We start from the raw sequence: 17,361 nt of genomic DNA, 5'->3' as shown, positions 1-17,361 counted from the left end.
CCTCAGCCCGCCGCAGCCGCCGCCTTGCGCAGGGGTGGTACGAAGGCCACCGCCAGGAGGGACAGGAGGAGGTTCAGGACCAGGGTCACCGTGAAGGCGTGCGCGTAGGCGTGCTGTGTGGTGCCGTCTCCCAGGGTGGTGAAGTACAGGAGGCCGACCAGGGTGATGCCCACGGACATGCCCAGCTGGCCCACGGTCTCCAGGACGCCCGCCGCGCTGCCGGCCTCCTGGGGCGGTACGCCGGTGAGGGCGGCGCCGAGCAGGGGGCTGACGCCCAGTCCCTGGCCGACGCCGATGACCACGAGGGACGGGATCATCATCGGTCCGGACAGTGAGTCGCCGGCGGCGAGTGCGGTGAGGAGCAGGACGAGGTAGCCGAGGGCGTTGAGGCCGTATCCGGCGGTCAGGACGTGCAGGCCGAGCTTCGGCATGATCTTGGGCAGGGCCAGCGAGGTGGCGGTGAACGCGACGCCGAGCGGGGCGAAGAGGAGGCCGGACTCCAGGGCCGAGTAGCCGAGGCCGGTCTGGAGCTGGACGGCGAGGACGAAGAACAGTCCGGCGTTGCACGCGAAGAACGCGAGGAACAGCGCGTTGCCCGAGCGGTAGGCGCGCAGCCGCAGCAGAGGCGGGCTGATCAGGGGCTGGCCGCCGCTGCCGGACAGCTTGCGCTGCCACCAGCCGAAGGCGACGAAGCACGGCAGGGACAGCACCATCATCACGAAGCACCACACGGGCCAGCCCGCCGTGCGGCCCTCGGCCAGCGGGAAGGACAGCAGGAGCAGGGCCAGCGTGAGCAGGCCGACGCCCGGCAGGTCCAGCCGGGCCCGCCCGGAGCCCTGGACCCCGGGCATGGTCAGTGCGGCGCCGGCGATGGCGGCCAGGCCCAGCGGCAGGTTGACCAGGAAGATCGGGCGCCAGCCCCAGCCGAAGAGGTCGAGGTGGACCAGGACCCCGCCGATCAGCTGGCCGGTGATCGCGGCCAGTCCGATGGTGACGCCGAACAGCGCGAGGGCGCGGTCGCGCCGGGCTCCCTCGAACGTGGTCTGGATGATGGAGAGGATCTGGGGGAAGAACAGCGCCGCCGCGAAGCCCTGGAGGCAGCGGAACGCGATCAGGGTCTCGGGGTTCGGCGCGACGCCGCAGCACAGGGAGGCGACGGTGAACAGGCCGAGGCCGGCGAGGAACATCCGCTTGTAGCCCACGATGTCGCCGAGCCGGCCGCCGGTGACCAGGAACAGGCCGTACACGAGGATGTAGCCGCCGACCGTCATCTCGGCGGCGGAGACCGAGGCGCCGAGGTCGGTGCGGATGGACGGGATGGCGACGTTGACGATGTAGGAGTCCATCATCGCCATGAAGGTGGCGGCCATCGCGACCAGGACCATCGCCTTGACCCGGGCGGGCGTGGGCGGTGGCGGGCCGTCGCCGGTGCCGTCCGTCGCGGTGTCCGCCGTCTCGCTCCTGTCGGTGACGGAGACGGACTTGTCATCCTGCATGTGCGGGCCTGCTCTCGTGGGTGGGGGACGTGAGGCCGGCGTCGAAGGCGGGGCGGAGCAGGTGGAGTCGGGTGCCCACCAGTTCGACCCGTGAGGAGACGCCGAGCTTCTGGAAGATCTTCCGGAGGTGGAAGTTGACGGTGTGGGGCGACAGGTTGACGCGGGACGCTATCTGACGGTTCGTCAGGCCCGCTGCGACGAAGCGCGTGATGGCCTGCTCGGTGGGGCTCAGCGGGCCGCTTCGCGCCGCGTCCGCCGGCCGTTCCTCCCGCAGGAGGTCGGCGGCCTGGTGCAGCAGGGGGTGGCGGAAGCGCAGCCGGTCGCCGTCGAGGACGAGCACACCGGCGTCCACCGCCTCCCGCACGCAGCCCAGCACGGACGCCGTCCGGCCGTCCGGGAGGCTCATCAGCTCGCTCAGACGCGGCGGGAGCTGCCGTGCGGCGATCGCCGGCAGCAGCTCGCGGGTCGGGCCGGAGAGCCGGGGGTCCGCGCGCAGCAGCGTGGTCACCACGGGCGGCGACAGGGCTGTCGGCGTCAGCCCGGCGACGCCGCCGCTCACCCGGTGGCCGGCCCGGGCGACCAGTTCCTCCAGTACGGCCCCCAGCAGGGCGGGATGCCCGCCGCAGGCCGTGACCAGCCGCTCCACCGAGGCGTCCGGCGCTCCGCCGAGCCGGTCCGCGGCCATCCGCAGCGCGTCGCGGCGGCGCAGCGGACCGAGCACCAGCCCGACGGCGTCGGAACGCTGGAACAGCGCGTGCGGGCCCGGGCCTCCGGCGCCCGCCAGCAGCCACAGCACCCGGCGGGCGGTGGGGGCGGCGGGCAGCCCGCGCAGGGCGGCGAGGACGTCGGGGTCGTCCCAGGGGACGTCGTCCAGGGCGATGAGCAGGGGCCGGGAGGCGGCGCGGGACGGCGCTCCGAGGACCTCGTCCAGGAGGTCCGGCCCGGGGGCCGCGAGGTCCTGGCCGGCCGCGCCCGAGAATGTCTGAAAACCGGTCGCCGCGGCCCCGAAAGAAGCCGCCAGCAACACCCTCCTGTGCTGCGCCACAGGGCCTTTCACCACATCGAAACCGGCCCGTCGCGCGGTGTCCGAAATTCGATCCAGCAAAGCGGTCTTTCCGTACCCTCTGGGCGCACGGAGAAGAACCAGATTGCTATGCCCACGTCGTATCCGCTGTAAACGCTGGCGTATTACCCATTGCTCATGGACACGGCCGTACAGATCCATTACTTCTCCCCCGTGTGCGTCGGCACAACCGGCGTCCCGGCCCGTCTGCACACGGCACGGCGCCGCGAACGCCGCCGCAGACATTAACGGACGCAGGTAAAGGAAATCCCATGCACGGCCGCACTTTTGAGACGAGCGGGCGGCTGATTCCTTACTCCGCGCGGCGCTATATCCCACGCCCCTCCGGCCCGTCAACTACTCGAACAAGTAGTGGCTGATTACCAGATCCTTTGGCAGCTTGGAACGGTCCACGGAGTGCGTCCGGCGGGCCTCGAAGCGATCTCTACGGGGGAGAGTCACATCGACATGCGAGACGCCGACCGGGGCATTCGCCTGCCCTTGACCGCCGCGCAGTCGGGCGTGTGGGCCGCACAGCGGCTGAGCCCGGGAGACCCGCGCTACAACTGCGCCAGCTATCTGGAGATCCACGGCCCCGTGGACGCCGGGCTGCTCGGCCGGGCGGTGGCGGTCGCGGTCGCCGAGGCCGAGGCGCTGCGCGTGCGGCTGGACGACGGCGCCGGCCCCGGCCGGAACGGCGGCGGGCCGGGTCAGACCGTGCTGCCCGTGGCCGAGGCCGCTCCCCTCGACGTGCTCGACCTGTCGGCCGCCGGCGATCCCCGGGCCGCGGCCGAGGAGTGGATGCGCGCCGATCTCGCCCGGCCGGTGGAGCTGACGGCCGGTCCGCTGGTCCGGCACGTGCTCGTCCGGGAGTCCGCCGACAGCTGGCTGCTGTATCTGCGCTACCACCACGTGGTGATGGACGGGCTCGGTCACACGGTCCACGTCCGGCGCATCGCCGCCGTCTACACCGCGCTCGCGGCCGGTGCCGAACCCCCCGCCGTACGCACCCTGCCCCTGCGCGACCTGGTCGCCGAGGACGCGGCCTACCCCGGTACGCCCGCCTTCGCCCGCGACCGCGACCACTGGCTCGCCCGGTTCGCGGACCGGCCCGCCCCGGTGAGTCTCGGCGAACGGCCCCCCGGCGCCACGGGCGGCGGGCTGCTGCGCCGCACCACCGATCTCGCGCCGGCCGACACCGCGCTGCTGCGGGAGACCGCACGGCGGCTCGCGGCTCGCCCCTCCACGCTGTTCGTCGCGGCCGTGGCCGCCTACCAGGCCCGGCTGACCGGCGCCGAGGAGACCCTGCTGCGGGTGCCGATGCCGGCCCGCCCCGGCAGCGCGGCCATCGGCACCCCGGCCATGTTCGCCAACGAGCTGCCCCTGCGCATCGCCGTGCCCCGCGCCGCCTCCTTCGCCGAGGTGGCCGCCGGCGTGTCCCGGGAGCTCGGTCTCGCCCTGCGCCACCAGCGCTACCGCGGCGAGTGGCTGCACCGCGAGCTGTTCCCCGAGGGGCGGCGCGAACAGCTCGCCGGCACCACGGTCAACGTGGTCACCTTCGACGCCGAGGTGTCCTTCGGGGGCGTGCCGAGCACCGCGCACCACCTGTCCTCCGGACCGGTGGACGACCTGCGGTTCGACATCTTCGCCGACGCCCGCGGCGACCGGGTGCGGCTGAACGCCGACGCCGGCCCCGAGCGGCACCCCGCCGGCGCCCCCGCCGCGCACAGCCGCCGGCTGCTCACCCTGCTGCGCGCCGCGCTCACCGGACCGGAACTGCCGGTCGGGCGGCTGCCGTCGACCGACGAGGACGAGCGCCGCGCGGTGCTCGCCGCGGGCGCCCCGCGCGGACGCGAGTACGCCCCGGGCGCCCGGCTGCACGAGCTGGTCGAGGCACAGGCCCGCCGCGCCCCCGACGCCGTGGCCGCCACGGACGGCACGACGGCGCTGACCTACCGGGAACTCGTCGGCCGGGCCCGCCGGCTGGCCCGGCACCTCGGCGAGCAGGGCGTGGCGCCGGGCGCGGTCGTCGGCGTGTACCAGGAGCGGTCGGTGCACCTGGCCGTCTCCCTGCTCGCCGTCCTCATGGCCGGCGGCGCCTATCTGCCGCTGGACCCCGGACTGCCCGAGGCGCGCGTCGCCTTCCAGATCGAGGACGCGGCCGTCACCACCGTGCTGACGACCGCGGGGCTCGCCGACGGGCCGGCCGGGACCGGCGCGCGGATCATCGCCGTCGACGAGGTGCCGCCCGCCCTCCCCGAGGCGGACGGACCGCTGCCCGCCGGCACCCCCGCCGACATCGCGTACGTCATCTACACCTCCGGCTCGACCGGCACCCCCAAGGGCGTCCCCGTGCCGCACCGCGGTGTGGTCAACCGGCTGCTGTGGATGCAGGAGGAGTACGCCCTCGAACCCGGCGAATGCGTGTTGCAGAAGACGCCGTTCACCTTCGACGTGTCGGTCTGGGAGTTCTTCTGGCCGCTGATCACCGGCGCCCGGCTGCACCTCCTCGCCCCCGGCGCCCACCGCGACCCGAGGGCCGTGGCAGCCGCCGTGCGGACCGAGGGCGTGACCACCCTGCACTTCGTGCCGCCCATGCTCGACCTCTTCCTGGCCGAGCCGGACGCCGCCGCGCTGTCGGGCCTGCGGCGGGTGGTGTGCAGCGGTGAGGCGCTGCGGCCGGAGACCGTGGCCAGGTTCTTCGCCGTGTACGGGCCCTCGTCGAGCGCACCCGGCCTGTACAACCTCTACGGACCGACCGAGGCGTCCATCGACGTCACCCATCTGCGCTGCACGGAGCGGCACACCGAGGGGCCGGTCCCGATCGGCCGCGCCGTCGCCAACACCAGCCTGTACGTCCTCGACCCGGGCGGCGAGCCGCTGCCGTTCGGCGTGCCCGGGGAGCTGCACGTCGGCGGCGTCCAGGTGGCGGCCGGCTACCTCAACCGGCCCGGGCTGACGGCGGAACGCTTCGTCCCCGACCCGTACACCCCGGGCGGCGGCGTGCTCTACCGCACCGGCGACCTGGCGGTGCTGCGGGAGGACGGCACGGTCGAGTACCGCGGCCGGACCGACCACCAGGTGAAGATCCGCGGCTTCCGCATCGAGCCGGGCGAGGTCGAGTCGGCGCTGCTGGCCCTGCCCGGGGTGGAGCAGGCCGTCGTCACCGCGCCCCGCGGGCCCGACGGGCAGCACCGGCTGCTCGCCCACGCCGTGGCCCACGGAACCGACGCGGGAGAGCTGTCGGCGGCGCTGGCCGCGCGGCTGCCGGAGTACATGGTGCCGTCGGCCGTCGTGCTGCTGGACGCCCTGCCCCTGTCGCCCAACGGCAAGGTGGACCGCCGCGCCCTGCCCGCCCCCGCCGGCACCAGGGCGCCCGGGGCTGCGGGCGGCGCCGGACCGCTGGACGACGCCGAGCGGCGGGTCCACGACGCCTTCGCGACGGTGCTCGGCGCGGAGCGCGTCGACCCCGGCGCCTCCTTCTTCGCCCTCGGCGGCGACTCGCTGCTCGGCATCCGGCTGCGGACCGCCCTGGAACGCGCCGGGCACACCTTCGACCTGCCCGACCTCTACGACGCGCCGACCGTCCGCGCCCTGGCCCGCCGCACCCGGCCGCACACCCCGGCCGGACCGGGCAGCGTGCCCTTCTCGCTGCTGTCCGCCGCCGACCGGGACCTGCTGCCCGACGGCCTGGAGGACGCCCACCCGCTCAGCAGCATGCAGTCCGGCATGGTGTTCCACGCCGCGTACGAGGAGAACTCGTCCGTCTACCGGGTGGTGACCAGCATCCGCGTCGGGCTGCCCTTCGACGTACGGCCGCTGCGCGCCGCGCTGGACGCCACCGTCCGGCGGCATCCGGCCCTGCGCAGCTCCTTCCACCTGACCGGCTTCGGCGAACCGCTCCAGCTGGTGCACCGGGACGTGCACGTCCCGCTGGCCGTGGACGAGACGCTGCGCGGCGCGGACGCCGGGGAGCGCGACGCCCGGCTCGCCGCGTGGGCCGAGTCGGCCAAGCACCACGACTTCGACCTGACGGCGGCCCCGCTGCTGGCCTTCACCGTCCACCCGCTGGACGACGAAACGTTCCAGCTCGGTGTGGTCGAGCACCATGTGGTGCTGGACGGCTGGAGCGACGCGGCGATGCTGGACGAGATCGTCGTCCGCTACCGGGCCGCGCTCGCGGGCGAGGACCTGTTCCTGCCCGAGATCCCCTCCACCTTCCGGGAGTTCGTCGCCGCCGAACGGCGGGCCGTGGAGGAGCCCGAGCACCGCGCGTTCTGGGAGCGCGAGCTGGCCGGTGCCGAGGCGGCACCGCTGCCCACCCGCACCACGGGCCGCCCGGCCGGCGCCCGGCACCGCCGCTTCGACGTACCGCTGGGGCCCGCGACCGGGGCCCGGGTGACCGAGGCGGCACGGGCCGCCGGGATCCCCGCGAAGTCCCTCCTCGCCGCCGCCCACGCCGTCGTACTGCACACGGTGGCACCGGCGGACGAGGTGCTCACCGGCGTCGTCACGCACGGACGTCTCGAGGACGACGGCGGTGACCGGGCCATCGGCGTCTTCCTCAACACCCTGCCGTTGCGGCTGCCCGTGGCCGGCGCCTCCTGGCTGGAGCTGGCGCACCGGGTCCACGCGCACGAGCAGCGCACCCTGCCGCACCGCCGCTACCCCTTCGCCCGCGTCCTGCGCGACCACCCCGACCTCGCGCTGGACTCGTACGTCAACTTCATGGACTTCCACCAGCGCTGGGGATCCGACGCGGCGATCCAGGACGGCTTCGGCATCGCCGAGACCAACTTCCCGCTCGCCGCGAACTTCCTGGTCGACCCGGTCGGCGGCCGGCTGCGGCTCTGGCTGGACTGCGACACCTCCCTGCTGGACCCCGGCTTCTGCGAGCGCCTGGCCGGCTACTACGCGCGCGCTCTGGAGTCCCTCGCCGCCGACCCCGCCGCGCCGGCGGCCACCGAACTGCGCGGCACGGACGAACGGGCCCTGGTGGACGCCTGGAACGACACGGCGGTGCCCTACGACACCGGTGCGACCGTCAGCGAGCTGATCGACCGGCAGATCGACGCCACCCCGGACGCCGTCGCGCTCGTCGACGGCCACCAGCGGCTCACCTATGCCGAGCTGGGCCGGCGGGCCGCCCGGCTCGCCCACCACCTGCGGGCGGGCGGCGCCTGGCGGGGCAGCCGGATCGGCGTGAGCGTACGGCGGTCCGCCGACCTCGTCGTCGCCCTGCTCGCCATCGCCCGCACGGGCGCCGCCTACGTGCCCATGGACCCCGGGTTCCCGGCCGACCGGCTCCGCTACATCGCCGAGGACGCCGCGCTCGACTGCCTGGTCACCGGGGCCGGCGGCCCGCAGGACCTGGCCGCGGGCTCCGTCGTGCGGCTCGACCGGGACGCGGCGCGGATCGCGGCGCGGCCCACCGGTCCGCTGGACGACGGTCCGCGCGCCGACGACCCGGTGTACGTCATCTACACCTCCGGCTCCACCGGCCGCCCCAAGGGCACGGTGCTGCTGCACCACAACGTGGGGAATTTCTTCGCCGGCATGGACCGGCGGATCGGGATCGGCGCCGACGACGTCGTCCTCGCCCTCACCAGCGTCTCCTTCGACATCTCCGTACTCGAACTGCTGTGGCCCCTGACCCGGGGGGCGACCGTCGTCGTGGGCGGCGAGCGGATGATCGAGCGGCTCACCCCGGCCGACGGCGAGGGCTCGCTGAGCGACCTCCTCGGCCGTCACCTCGTCACCCTCGTGCAGGCCACGCCGTCGTTCCTCGCGGCCGTCGCCGCGCAGCCGGAGGCGCTGGACGCGCTGCGGCCGCTGCGGGCCCTCCTCGTGGGCGGCGAGGCCTTCCCGTCCGGGCTGGCCCGGCGGCTGCTGACGGCTCTGCCCTCGGTGCGGGTGTTCAACATGTACGGGCCGACCGAGACGACCATCTGGTCGACCGTCCACGAACTCGACCGGGAACGGGACGCCGATGCGGCGGCCCTGCCGATCGGCCGGCCGATCGCCAACACGGCCGTGCGGGTCGTCACCGCGGAGGGCCGCGAGACCCCCGTCGGCGTCGCCGGCGAACTGTGGATCGGCGGCGACGGGGTGGCGCAGGGGTACCTGGACCGGGCCGTGCTGACGGCCGAGCGGTTCGTCACGGCGGACGGACGCCGCTGGTACCGCACCGGGGACCGGGTGCGGTGGCGGGCCGACGGGCTGCTGGAGTTCCTCGGCCGGATCGACCGCCAGGTGAAGATCCTCGGCCACCGGGTGGAGCCCGACGAGGTGGAGAGCGTCCTGTCGCGCCACCCCGGCACCGCCTCGGTCGCCGTCGTCGCCGCGCAGCGCCCGGGCGGCGGGGCGGAACTCGTCGCCTACGTGGCCCCGGTGGCACAGGCCGGTGACACCGACGGCGAGCGGGCGCACGTGGACCGGTGGCGGGACGTGTGGGAGGGCGCGTACGCCTCCGGCGCGGAGGACGCCGGCGCGGCTGGACCTGGCGCGGCTGGACCTGGCGCGGCTGGCCCCGGCGCGGCTGGCCCCGGCCTGTACGCCTCCGGCGCGGACGGCCCCGACCCGCACACCTCCGGCACGGACGGCCCCGGTGCGCCCGCCCCTGGCGCGCACGCGCCCGGCACGGACGGTCCCGTCTCCGCCGGCGTCCCGGCGGCTCCCGCGGCATCCGCGGGCGCGTCCGCCCGGCCGGGTACCGGCGGCTCTCCGGAGGAGGACGCGCGGGACTTCGCCGGGTGGCTCAGCAGCTACACCAAGCGCCCCATCCCCGAGCACGAGATGCGGGAGTGGCTCGACCACACCGTCGACCGCATCCGCCGCATCCGCCCCATCCGCCGCATCGGCGGGACGGGCGGGGCGGACGTCACCGGCGGGGCCAGGATCGTGGACGTCGGTGTCGGCGTCGGCCTGTACCTGCGCCGGCTCGCCCCCGGAGCCGGCTCCTACCTGGGGCTCGACGTCTCCCCGGCCGCCCTGGCCAAGGCCGCCGCGTCGGTCGCCGTGGACGGTGCGGTGCCCGGCCACGTCAGCCTGCGCCAGGCCGACGCCACCGCCCTCGCCGAGCTGCCCGGCGCCGGCGCCGACCTGGTGCTGTTCAACTCCGTCGTGCAGTACTTCCCCGGCCCCGGCTATCTGCGCCGCGTCCTCACCGAGGCGGTCCGCGTCGCCGGCCCCGAGGGTGCCGTCTTCGTCGGCGACGTCCGCGACCTGGCGCTGCTGCCCGCCTTCCACGCGGACACCCAGCTGCGCCGGGCACCCGCGCTGACCCCGGCCCGGGAGGTCGCCGCCGCCTCGGCGCGCGCCCTCGCCGAGGAACGCGAGCTGTGCCTGACCCCCGGCTTCTTCCGGGACTTCGCCGCGGCCGCCGGGCTCGGCCTGCGCGTCGAGCTCAAGCGCGGACGCCACGCCAACGAGCTGACCCGGTTCCGCTGGGACGTCACCCTGTACGGCCCCGGCCGCGCCGGGGACGGCGACATCGGTGACGGCGACGACGGCGAGCGGCTGCCCTGGACCGACCTGCCCGGCCCGGACGCGCTCGCCAAGCTGCTGGCCGGCACCGCCGCGGACCGGTCCCTGACCGTGACCGGCCTGCCCGACGGGCGTCTGGTGCGCCCGCTCGCCGCGCTGGCCCTGCTCGACGGCGAGCAGGAGCCCGACGGGACCGCGTGGGAACTGGAACGCGCGCTGTGGGAGGCCACCGCCGACCGGGGCGTCGACCCCGAGGACCTCGTGGAACTGGCCGCGCGCCACGGCCGGGCCGCCCGGCTGCTGCCGCCGCGCTCCGGCGCCGCCGGCGAGTTCGACGTCGTCTTCGCACCCCTGCCCGGCACCCCGGGCGGCGCACCGCGGCCGACCGAATCCGAGCCGGCGGCCAGGCCGCCGAGGAAGCAGTGAGGACCGTGAACGCACCCACTCCGCCCCTGGCCAACGATCCGCTGGCCCAGTCGGCCTGGGCCGCCCTCCGCACCCGGCTGCGGGAGTTCGCCGCCGACCAGCTGCCGGAGGCGATGGTCCCGTCCCGCTTCGTCGTCCTGCCCGAGCTGCCCAAGCTGCCCAACGGCAAGGTGGACCGCGGCCGGCTGCCCGCCGTGCCGGACGGCGAGAGCGCCGGCACCGCCTACGTGGCACCGGGGACCCCCCTGGAGATCCGGCTCGCCGGCATCTGGGCCGATCTGCTCGGCGTCGGCCGCGTGGGTCTGAAGGACAACTTCTTCGAGCTGGGCGGCGACTCCCTCGCCGCCGCCCAGATGGCGGCCCGGCTGCGCGCGGCGACCGGCCTCCGGGTGAGCCTGCGCGGCCTGTTCGACCACCCGACCCTGGAGCGCCTGGCCCGCCACCTCGACGCCCAGGACGGCCCGGCGCCCACCGCGGGCGGCGGCCGGCACCCCCGGTCGATCGCCGGTGCCGACCTGGCCGCGGAGGCCGTCCTGCCCGCCGGCATCACCCCGGCGGACGACGCCCTGCCGCCCGCTCCGGCCCCGTACCCCACCGTCCTGCTCACCGGCGGCACCGGCTACACCGGGGCCTTCCTGATGCGCGAGCTGCTCGACCGCTCCGACGCCCGTCTGTACGTCCTGGTGCGCGCGGACACCCCGCGCCAGGCCGCGGACCGGGTGCGGGCGGCGATGGAGCGGTACGGGGTGTGGCGCGACGGCGACGAGGCGCGGTTCACCGGGGTGCCCGGCGACCTCGCCCGGCCGTACTTCGGCCTCGGCCACGACGCCTACCGGCGGCTCGCCCGCGACGTGCGGATGATCGTGCACAACGGCGCCTGGTCCAGCTACGCACTGCCGTACCGGCGGCTCAAGCCGGTCAACGTGCTCGGCACCCAGGAGGTGCTGCGGCTCGCCGGACGGCACCGGATCAAGCCGGTGCACTACATCTCCTCCCTCGCCGTCTACCCGGGGCGCCCCGGCGAGCACCGCTGGGCGGAGGACGCGGCGACCGATCCCGAGGGCGTGGTCGGCGGGTACCGGCAGACCAAGTGGGTCGGCGACCGCATGATGGCGCAGGCCCACGCACGGGGCGTACCCACCTGCGTGTACCGGCCCGGTCAGATCACCGGTGCGCAGACCACGGGCGCCTGCGCCGAGGACACGTTCCTCAACGCGGCCCTGAAGGGCTGCGTCCAGCTCGGCGCGGCCCTGGAGTTCGACGTGTCGCTGGAGATGACGCCGGTCGACTTCTGTGCCGCGGCGGTCGCCCACATCGCGCTCGGCGGGGAGCACCACGGCACGGCCTTCAACCTGCCGGGCGGGCATCCGCTCGCCTGGAACCGGCTGGTCGAGCTGCTCGAGGAGTGCGGCTACCCGTTGCGCCGGCTCCCCTACGCCGACTGGTACGCCGAGCTGACCCGGGCCGTGGAACGCGGCGAGGAGAACGAACTCGCCCGCTTCCTGCCGCTGTTCGGCGCCGACCGGCCCGCCGAGGACCTCGGCTACCGGGGCAGCCGCCCCGTCTTCGAGACCGCCAACCTGCGTGCCGCGCTGAGCGGTTCGGGCATCTCCTGCCTGCCGCCGGAGCGCGAGCTGGTCGGCCGCTACCTCGACCACTTCGAGGCCACCCGCTTCCTGCCCGCGCGCGCCGAGAGGACAGCCCCGTGAGCGACTCCCTGCTGGACCACCCCAGCGCCCTGCACCTGCTGCGCCGCCACGCCGAGGAACGCCCCGGCAGGAACGCGGTCACCTTCGTCCACGACCACGACGCGGCCGACGGCGCCCGCACCCTGGACTACGCGGCGCTCGACGCCGAGGCCCGCCGGGTCGCCTCCTGGCTGCAGGAGCGCTGCGCGCCGGGTGACCGCGTCCTGCTGCTGCACCCGCCGGGCCTGCCCTTCGTCACCGCCTTCCTCGGCTGTCTGTACGCGGGCACGGTCGCCGTTCCCTCGCCGATGCCCGGGCAGTTCCAGTACCAGCAGCGGCGGGTCACCGGCATCGCGCTGGACGCCGGGGTGAGCGTGGCCCTCACGGACACCGGGCAGCTCGAGGAGGCGCGCCGCTGGATCGACGCCGAGGGCCTCGGCTTTCCCGTGGCGGCCAGCGACGGCCCGGACTTCGGCGCCGCCGGCGACTGGCGCGACCCCGGGGCCGCTGCCCGCGACCTGGTCCTGCTCCAGTACACCTCCGGGTCGACCGGCGACCCCAAGGGCGTCATGGTCGACCACGGCAATCTGCTGCACAACGCCGACAGCCTGCGCCGCGCCCTCGGCCTGGACGAGGACACCAATTTCGGCGGCTGGATACCGCTTTACCACGACATGGGCCTGATGGGGCAGCTGCTGCCCGGCCTCTTCCTCGGCAGCAGCTGCGCGCTGATGTCGCCGATGGCCTTCCTCAAGCGCCCCCACCAGTGGCTCGGTCTCATCGACCGCTACGGCCTCGGCTACTCGGCCGCGCCGAACTTCGCCTACGAGCTGTGCGTGCGCCGGGTGACCGACGCCCAGCTGGAGCGGCTGGACCTGTCCCGGTGGCGGTTCGGGGCCAACGGCTCCGAACCGATCCAGGCCTCCACCCTGCGCGACTTCGCGGAGCGCTTCGCCCCCGCCGGATTCCGGCCCGGCACCCTCGCCCCCTGCTACGGGATGGCCGAGGCCACCGTGTTCGTGTCCGGCCTGGCGGGCCGCCCGCCCCGCATCACCCCCGTCGACTCCGACGCCCTGGAGAAGCACGTCCTGCAGCCCCCGTCCCCAAAGGGCCCGGTGCGCGAGCTGGTGGGCTGCGGGGACGTACCGGACTTCGACGTGCGGATCGTGGACCCGGCCGACGGCACGGTGCTGCCGGACGGCACCACGGGCGAGATCTGGCTGCGCGGTCCCAGCGTGGCCGCGGGCTACTGGGGCCGGCCGGACGCCACCGAGGAGACCTTCGCCGCCCGCACCGCCGACGGCGAGGGACCGTTCCTGCGCACGGGCGACCTGGGCGCCCTCCAGGACGGCGAGATCTATGTGACCGGGCGCAGCAAGGACCTGCTGATCGTGCACGGCCGCAACCTCTATCCGCAGGACGTCGAGCACGAGCTGCGCCTGCACCACCCCGCGCTCGCCACGCTGGCCGGCACCGCGTTCACGGTGCCGGTGCCGCAGGAGGAGGTCGTCGTCCTGCACGAGGTGCGGGGCCGGTTCACCGAGGAGCAGTACCGGGAGCTGGCCCGGGACATGCGCGCCACCGTCTACCGGGAGTTCGGGGTGCGCACGGCGGGTCTGGTCCCGCTGCGGCCGGGGTCGGTCCGCAAGACCACCAGCGGCAAGGTGCAGCGCGGCGAGATGCGGCGGCTGCTCCTCGACGGCGCCCTCGCCCCCGTGCACGCCGAGCTGGAACCGGCGGTGGCCGCACTGGTGAGCGGCGGGACCGCGTGAGCGGCGGCGCGGCGGACTGGCCGGGCGGCCTGCCCGGCGTCCTGGAGTCCGCCCTGGACGCGGCGTCGGCCGACGGGCCCTTCCACCCGGCGGCCACCGCACGGCTGGACGCCGGGGAGGAGTTCCCGACCGAGGCCTGCGCGGTCCTGGACGCCTGCGGCATCGCCCGCGCCTATGTGCCGGGCCCGCTGGGCGGCGCGCCCGGGGGGCTGCCCGAACTGGTCGCGGCGCTGCGCGCGGTGGCCCGCCGGGACGTGACCGTCGCCGTCGCGCACGGCAAGACCTTCCTGGGTTCGGTGCCGGCCTGGGTGGCCGGCGGGGAGGGGCAGCGGCGGGAGCTGGCCGCCGCCGTCCTGGACGGGGCGGTGGTCTCCTGGGGCCTGACCGAGCCCGGTCACGGCAGCGACCTGCTCGCGGGCGAGCTGACCGCCGTGCCCGCGCCGGGCGGCGGCTGGCGGCTCGACGGCGCCAAGTGGCCGGTCAACAACGCCACCCGCGGCCGCTTCGTCTCGGTGCTGGCCCGCACCGAGACGGACGGCGGCCCCCGCGGCTTCAGCGTGTTCCTCGTCGACAAGGAGAGGCTGGCGCCCGGCAGTTGGCGTCCGCTGCCCAAGGAGCCCACACACGGCATCCGGGGAGCCGACATCAGCGGTGTCCGTTTCGAGGGCGCGCACGTCCCCGGGGACGCCCTGACCGGCGGGGCCGGGGAGGGCCTGGAGATCGTGCTGCGCTCCCTCCAGCTGACCAGGACCGTGTGCACCTCGCTGTCGCTGGGCGCCGGGGAGCACGCGCTGCGGCTGGCCCACCGTTTCGCGGCCGGGCGCGCCCTGTACGGGACCACGCTGCTGCGGCTCCCGCTGGCCCGCCGGACGCTGGGCCGGGCGGCGGCCTCGCTGGAGCTCGCCGACGCCGCCGCCCTGCTCGCGGCGCGCTCCGCCCATTGTCTGACCGGGGAGATGAGCGTGGTGTCCGCCGTGGTCAAGGCGGGCGTGCCCGACATCGTCCAGGAGTCGATCGACGACCTGGCCGAACTGGTGGGCGCGCGCGGCTTCCTGACGGGACAGCATGAGTACGGTCACTTCCAGAAGCTGGAGCGCGATCACCGCATCGTCGCCATCTTCGACGGCAGCACCGCGGTGAACCGCTCCGCCCTGATCAGCCAGTTCCCCGTGCTCGCCCGGCGGTTCCGCGACGGCGGGCACGACGCGGCGGGGCTCGCCTCCGCCGTCGCCGCGGGTCCCGTCCCGCCGCTCGACTTCGCGGCGCTGCGCCTGACCAGCCGCACCGGGTGCAGCGTGGTGCAGGCACTGCCCGCCGTCGCCGCCCGGCTCGGCGAGCTGGCCGCAGACGGCGCCGTACCGGGGCGGGTCCACGAGCTGGCCGGGGCCCTGGCCGAGGAGACGGCCGCGGTCGCCGAGGCCCTGGCGGCCCCGCGCCCGGCCGGCCGCAGCACACCCCCCGAGGCGTTCGCCGCCGCCCGCCGGTACGAGCGCTGCTACGCGGGCGCCGCCGCGGCCCACCTGCTCCTCGCCGGCCACGGCGACCCGGAGCGGGTCACCCGCCTGACGGCCGCCCTCGACCGGGCCCTGGAGCTGCTGCGGCCGGGCCACGAGGCACCGCAGGGCGCGTACGAGCCGATGGTGGCGGCGCTCGAGGAGCCCGCGAAGGAGCTGATCGCATGACCTCGGCGAGCACGGTGCGCGAGCCCGGCCCGCGCCCGACGGCCGCGCCGGACGGCGAGGCCGTCGACCACCTGGAGAAGCTCTTCGGGGACGCCGGCGACCCGGCCGGCCCGGTCGGCCGCGCCGCGGTCCTGGCCGCCGACGACCGCGCCGAGATGCTCGGGGCCGGCGAGGAACTGCTGACCGCCCACGGACTGAACGCCCACTTCGTCCCCGTGGAGCTGGGCGGACGCCTCGCCCGCCTGGACGACCTCGTCCGCGTCATGCGGGCCGTCTACCGGCGCGACCCCTGCCTGGGCCTCGGCTACGGTGCCGGCTCCTTCATGGCCGCCGTCAACGTGTGGACGGCGGGCGACGCCGGGCAGCGCGCCGTGCTCGCCCGGCGGCTGCTGGCCGGCGGCCGGGCCGCCTGCGCCTACCACGAGCTGGACCACGGCAACGACCTCACGCGGGCGGACCTCACCGCCCTGCCCGGGCCCGACGGCCGGCTCCGGCTGAACGGCCGCAAGGAGGTCGTCGCCAACCTGCGGCGGGCCGGGACCGTGGTGCTCTTCGCCCGCACCGACCCGGCCCAGGGCAGCCGCAGCCACTCCCAGCTGCTCCTCGACGCCGGGGAGCTGCCGGCCGGCACCGTGCGGCACCTGGACCGGTTCGCGACCGTGGGCATGCGCGGCGTCCAGCTCGGCGGCATCGAGTTCACCGACTGCCCCGTGCCCGACGGGAGCGTCGTCGGCCGCCCGGGGCAGGGCGTGGAGACCGCGCTGCGCTCCTTCCAGCTCACCCGCATCGCCCTGCCCGGCATGACGATCGGCCTGCTCGACACGGCGCTGCGCACCGCCCTGCGCGGCGCGCGCGGACGCACCCTCTACGGGGGCAGCGCGGCCGACCTGCCGCTGTCCCGGTCGCTCCTGACCGAGGTCTTCGCCGATCTGCTGCTGGCGGACACCTTCACCATGACCGCCGCCCGGGCCGTGCACACCGCCCCGGCCCGGGCGGGCGTCTACGCGAGCGCCGTCAAGGCCTTCGTGCCGACGCTGCTGATCCGCGCCGTGAGCCGGCTGTCCGAGCTGCTCGGCTCGCAGTTCTATCTGCGCGCCGGCGAACAGCCCCTCTTCCAGAAGCTGCTGCGCGACGTGCAGCCCTCGGCCTTCGGGCACGCCTCCCGGGTCTCCTGCCTGTCCGCGCTGCTCCCGCAGCTGCCGCTCACCGCCCGCCGCGGCTGGCGGGACGCCACCGCCGACCCGCTGCCCGCGGACACCTTCGACGCCGGCCGGCCCCTGCCCGCGCTGGACTTCGGGGGCCTCGCGGTCTCGGCCGGCGGGCGCGATCCGCTGGCCCGCTCGCTCCTGACCGCCACCGAGGCCGCGGACGCGGACGACCCCCTCACGGCGTCCGGCCGCGCCTGGTGCGCCGAGCTGACGGCGCTGACCGAGGACGCGGCCGGCCTCTCCCCCGCCCTGATCGGGCCCGACGCACCCCCGTACGCCTTCGGCCTCACCACCCGGTGGACCGGCGTGCTGGCCGCGTCGGCGTGCCTGAACACCTGGTGGTCCGGGACCACCGACGGGGACCCGGCCGTGCCGCTCGCCCTGCTGCACCGGCTCGGCGCCCACCTCGACCACCACCGCGACCCCCTGCCGGGCGATCTCGCCGAGCCGCTGCACGCCGAACTCCTCCGGCGCTTCGACGCCGGCCTCACCTTCGACCTCGACCGCCGCCCCACCGGGGCCTGAACCGCCGCCAGGAGTC

At 75.6% G+C, this 17,361-nt stretch carries 7 protein-coding genes; 5 read left to right on the top strand and 2 right to left on the bottom strand.

Annotation, left to right across the window (positions count from 1 at the left end):
* Window positions 1-2 precede the first annotated feature (2 nt).
* Both AB0E77_RS05295 and AB0E77_RS05290 read right to left on the bottom strand, forming a co-directional pair.
* On the bottom strand, window positions 3-1,496 hold the full coding sequence (locus AB0E77_RS05295) for an MFS transporter (protein WP_361565809.1): 1,494 nt from the start codon (window positions 1,494-1,496) through the stop codon (window positions 3-5).
* Window positions 1,486-2,721 (bottom strand): helix-turn-helix transcriptional regulator, encoded by a 1,236-nt coding sequence (locus tag AB0E77_RS05290; RefSeq protein WP_361565807.1) that lies wholly within the window; start codon window positions 2,719-2,721, stop codon window positions 1,486-1,488. The genes AB0E77_RS05295 and AB0E77_RS05290 overlap by 11 nt, the downstream gene beginning before the upstream one ends.
* Before the next feature lie 306 nt (window positions 2,722-3,027).
* On the opposite strand from AB0E77_RS05290, the gene AB0E77_RS05285 reads away from it, so the two are divergent.
* From AB0E77_RS05285 to AB0E77_RS05265, 5 genes are read left to right on the top strand one after another with little or no spacing between them, the layout of a single operon-like run.
* On the top strand, window positions 3,028-10,470 hold the full coding sequence (locus tag AB0E77_RS05285; RefSeq protein ID WP_361565804.1) for an amino acid adenylation domain-containing protein: 7,443 nt from the start codon (window positions 3,028-3,030) through the stop codon (window positions 10,468-10,470).
* 5 nt (window positions 10,471-10,475) lie between these two features.
* A complete protein-coding gene (locus AB0E77_RS05280; RefSeq protein WP_361565801.1) occupies window positions 10,476-12,179 on the top strand; it encodes a thioester reductase domain-containing protein in 1,704 nt (567 codons plus the stop codon).
* Window positions 12,176-13,930, top strand: a complete 1,755-nt coding sequence (locus AB0E77_RS05275) for a fatty acyl-AMP ligase (RefSeq protein ID WP_361565798.1) — start codon at window positions 12,176-12,178, stop codon at window positions 13,928-13,930. The genes AB0E77_RS05280 and AB0E77_RS05275 overlap by 4 nt, the downstream gene beginning before the upstream one ends.
* On the top strand, window positions 13,927-15,612 hold the full coding sequence (locus AB0E77_RS05270) for an acyl-CoA dehydrogenase (RefSeq protein ID WP_361565795.1): 1,686 nt from the start codon (window positions 13,927-13,929) through the stop codon (window positions 15,610-15,612). The genes AB0E77_RS05275 and AB0E77_RS05270 overlap by 4 nt, the downstream gene beginning before the upstream one ends.
* Window positions 15,609-17,345, top strand: coding sequence for an acyl-CoA dehydrogenase (locus AB0E77_RS05265; protein ID WP_361565792.1), 1,737 nt, complete (start codon window positions 15,609-15,611; stop codon window positions 17,343-17,345). The genes AB0E77_RS05270 and AB0E77_RS05265 overlap by 4 nt, the downstream gene beginning before the upstream one ends.
* Window positions 17,346-17,361 lie beyond the last annotated feature (16 nt).

It is taken from the genome of Streptomyces sp. NPDC032940 (assembly GCF_040636935.1).
Classification (GTDB): Bacteria; Actinomycetota; Actinomycetes; order Streptomycetales; family Streptomycetaceae; genus Streptomyces.
This window is presented reverse-complemented; position numbering and strand designations above follow the sequence as displayed.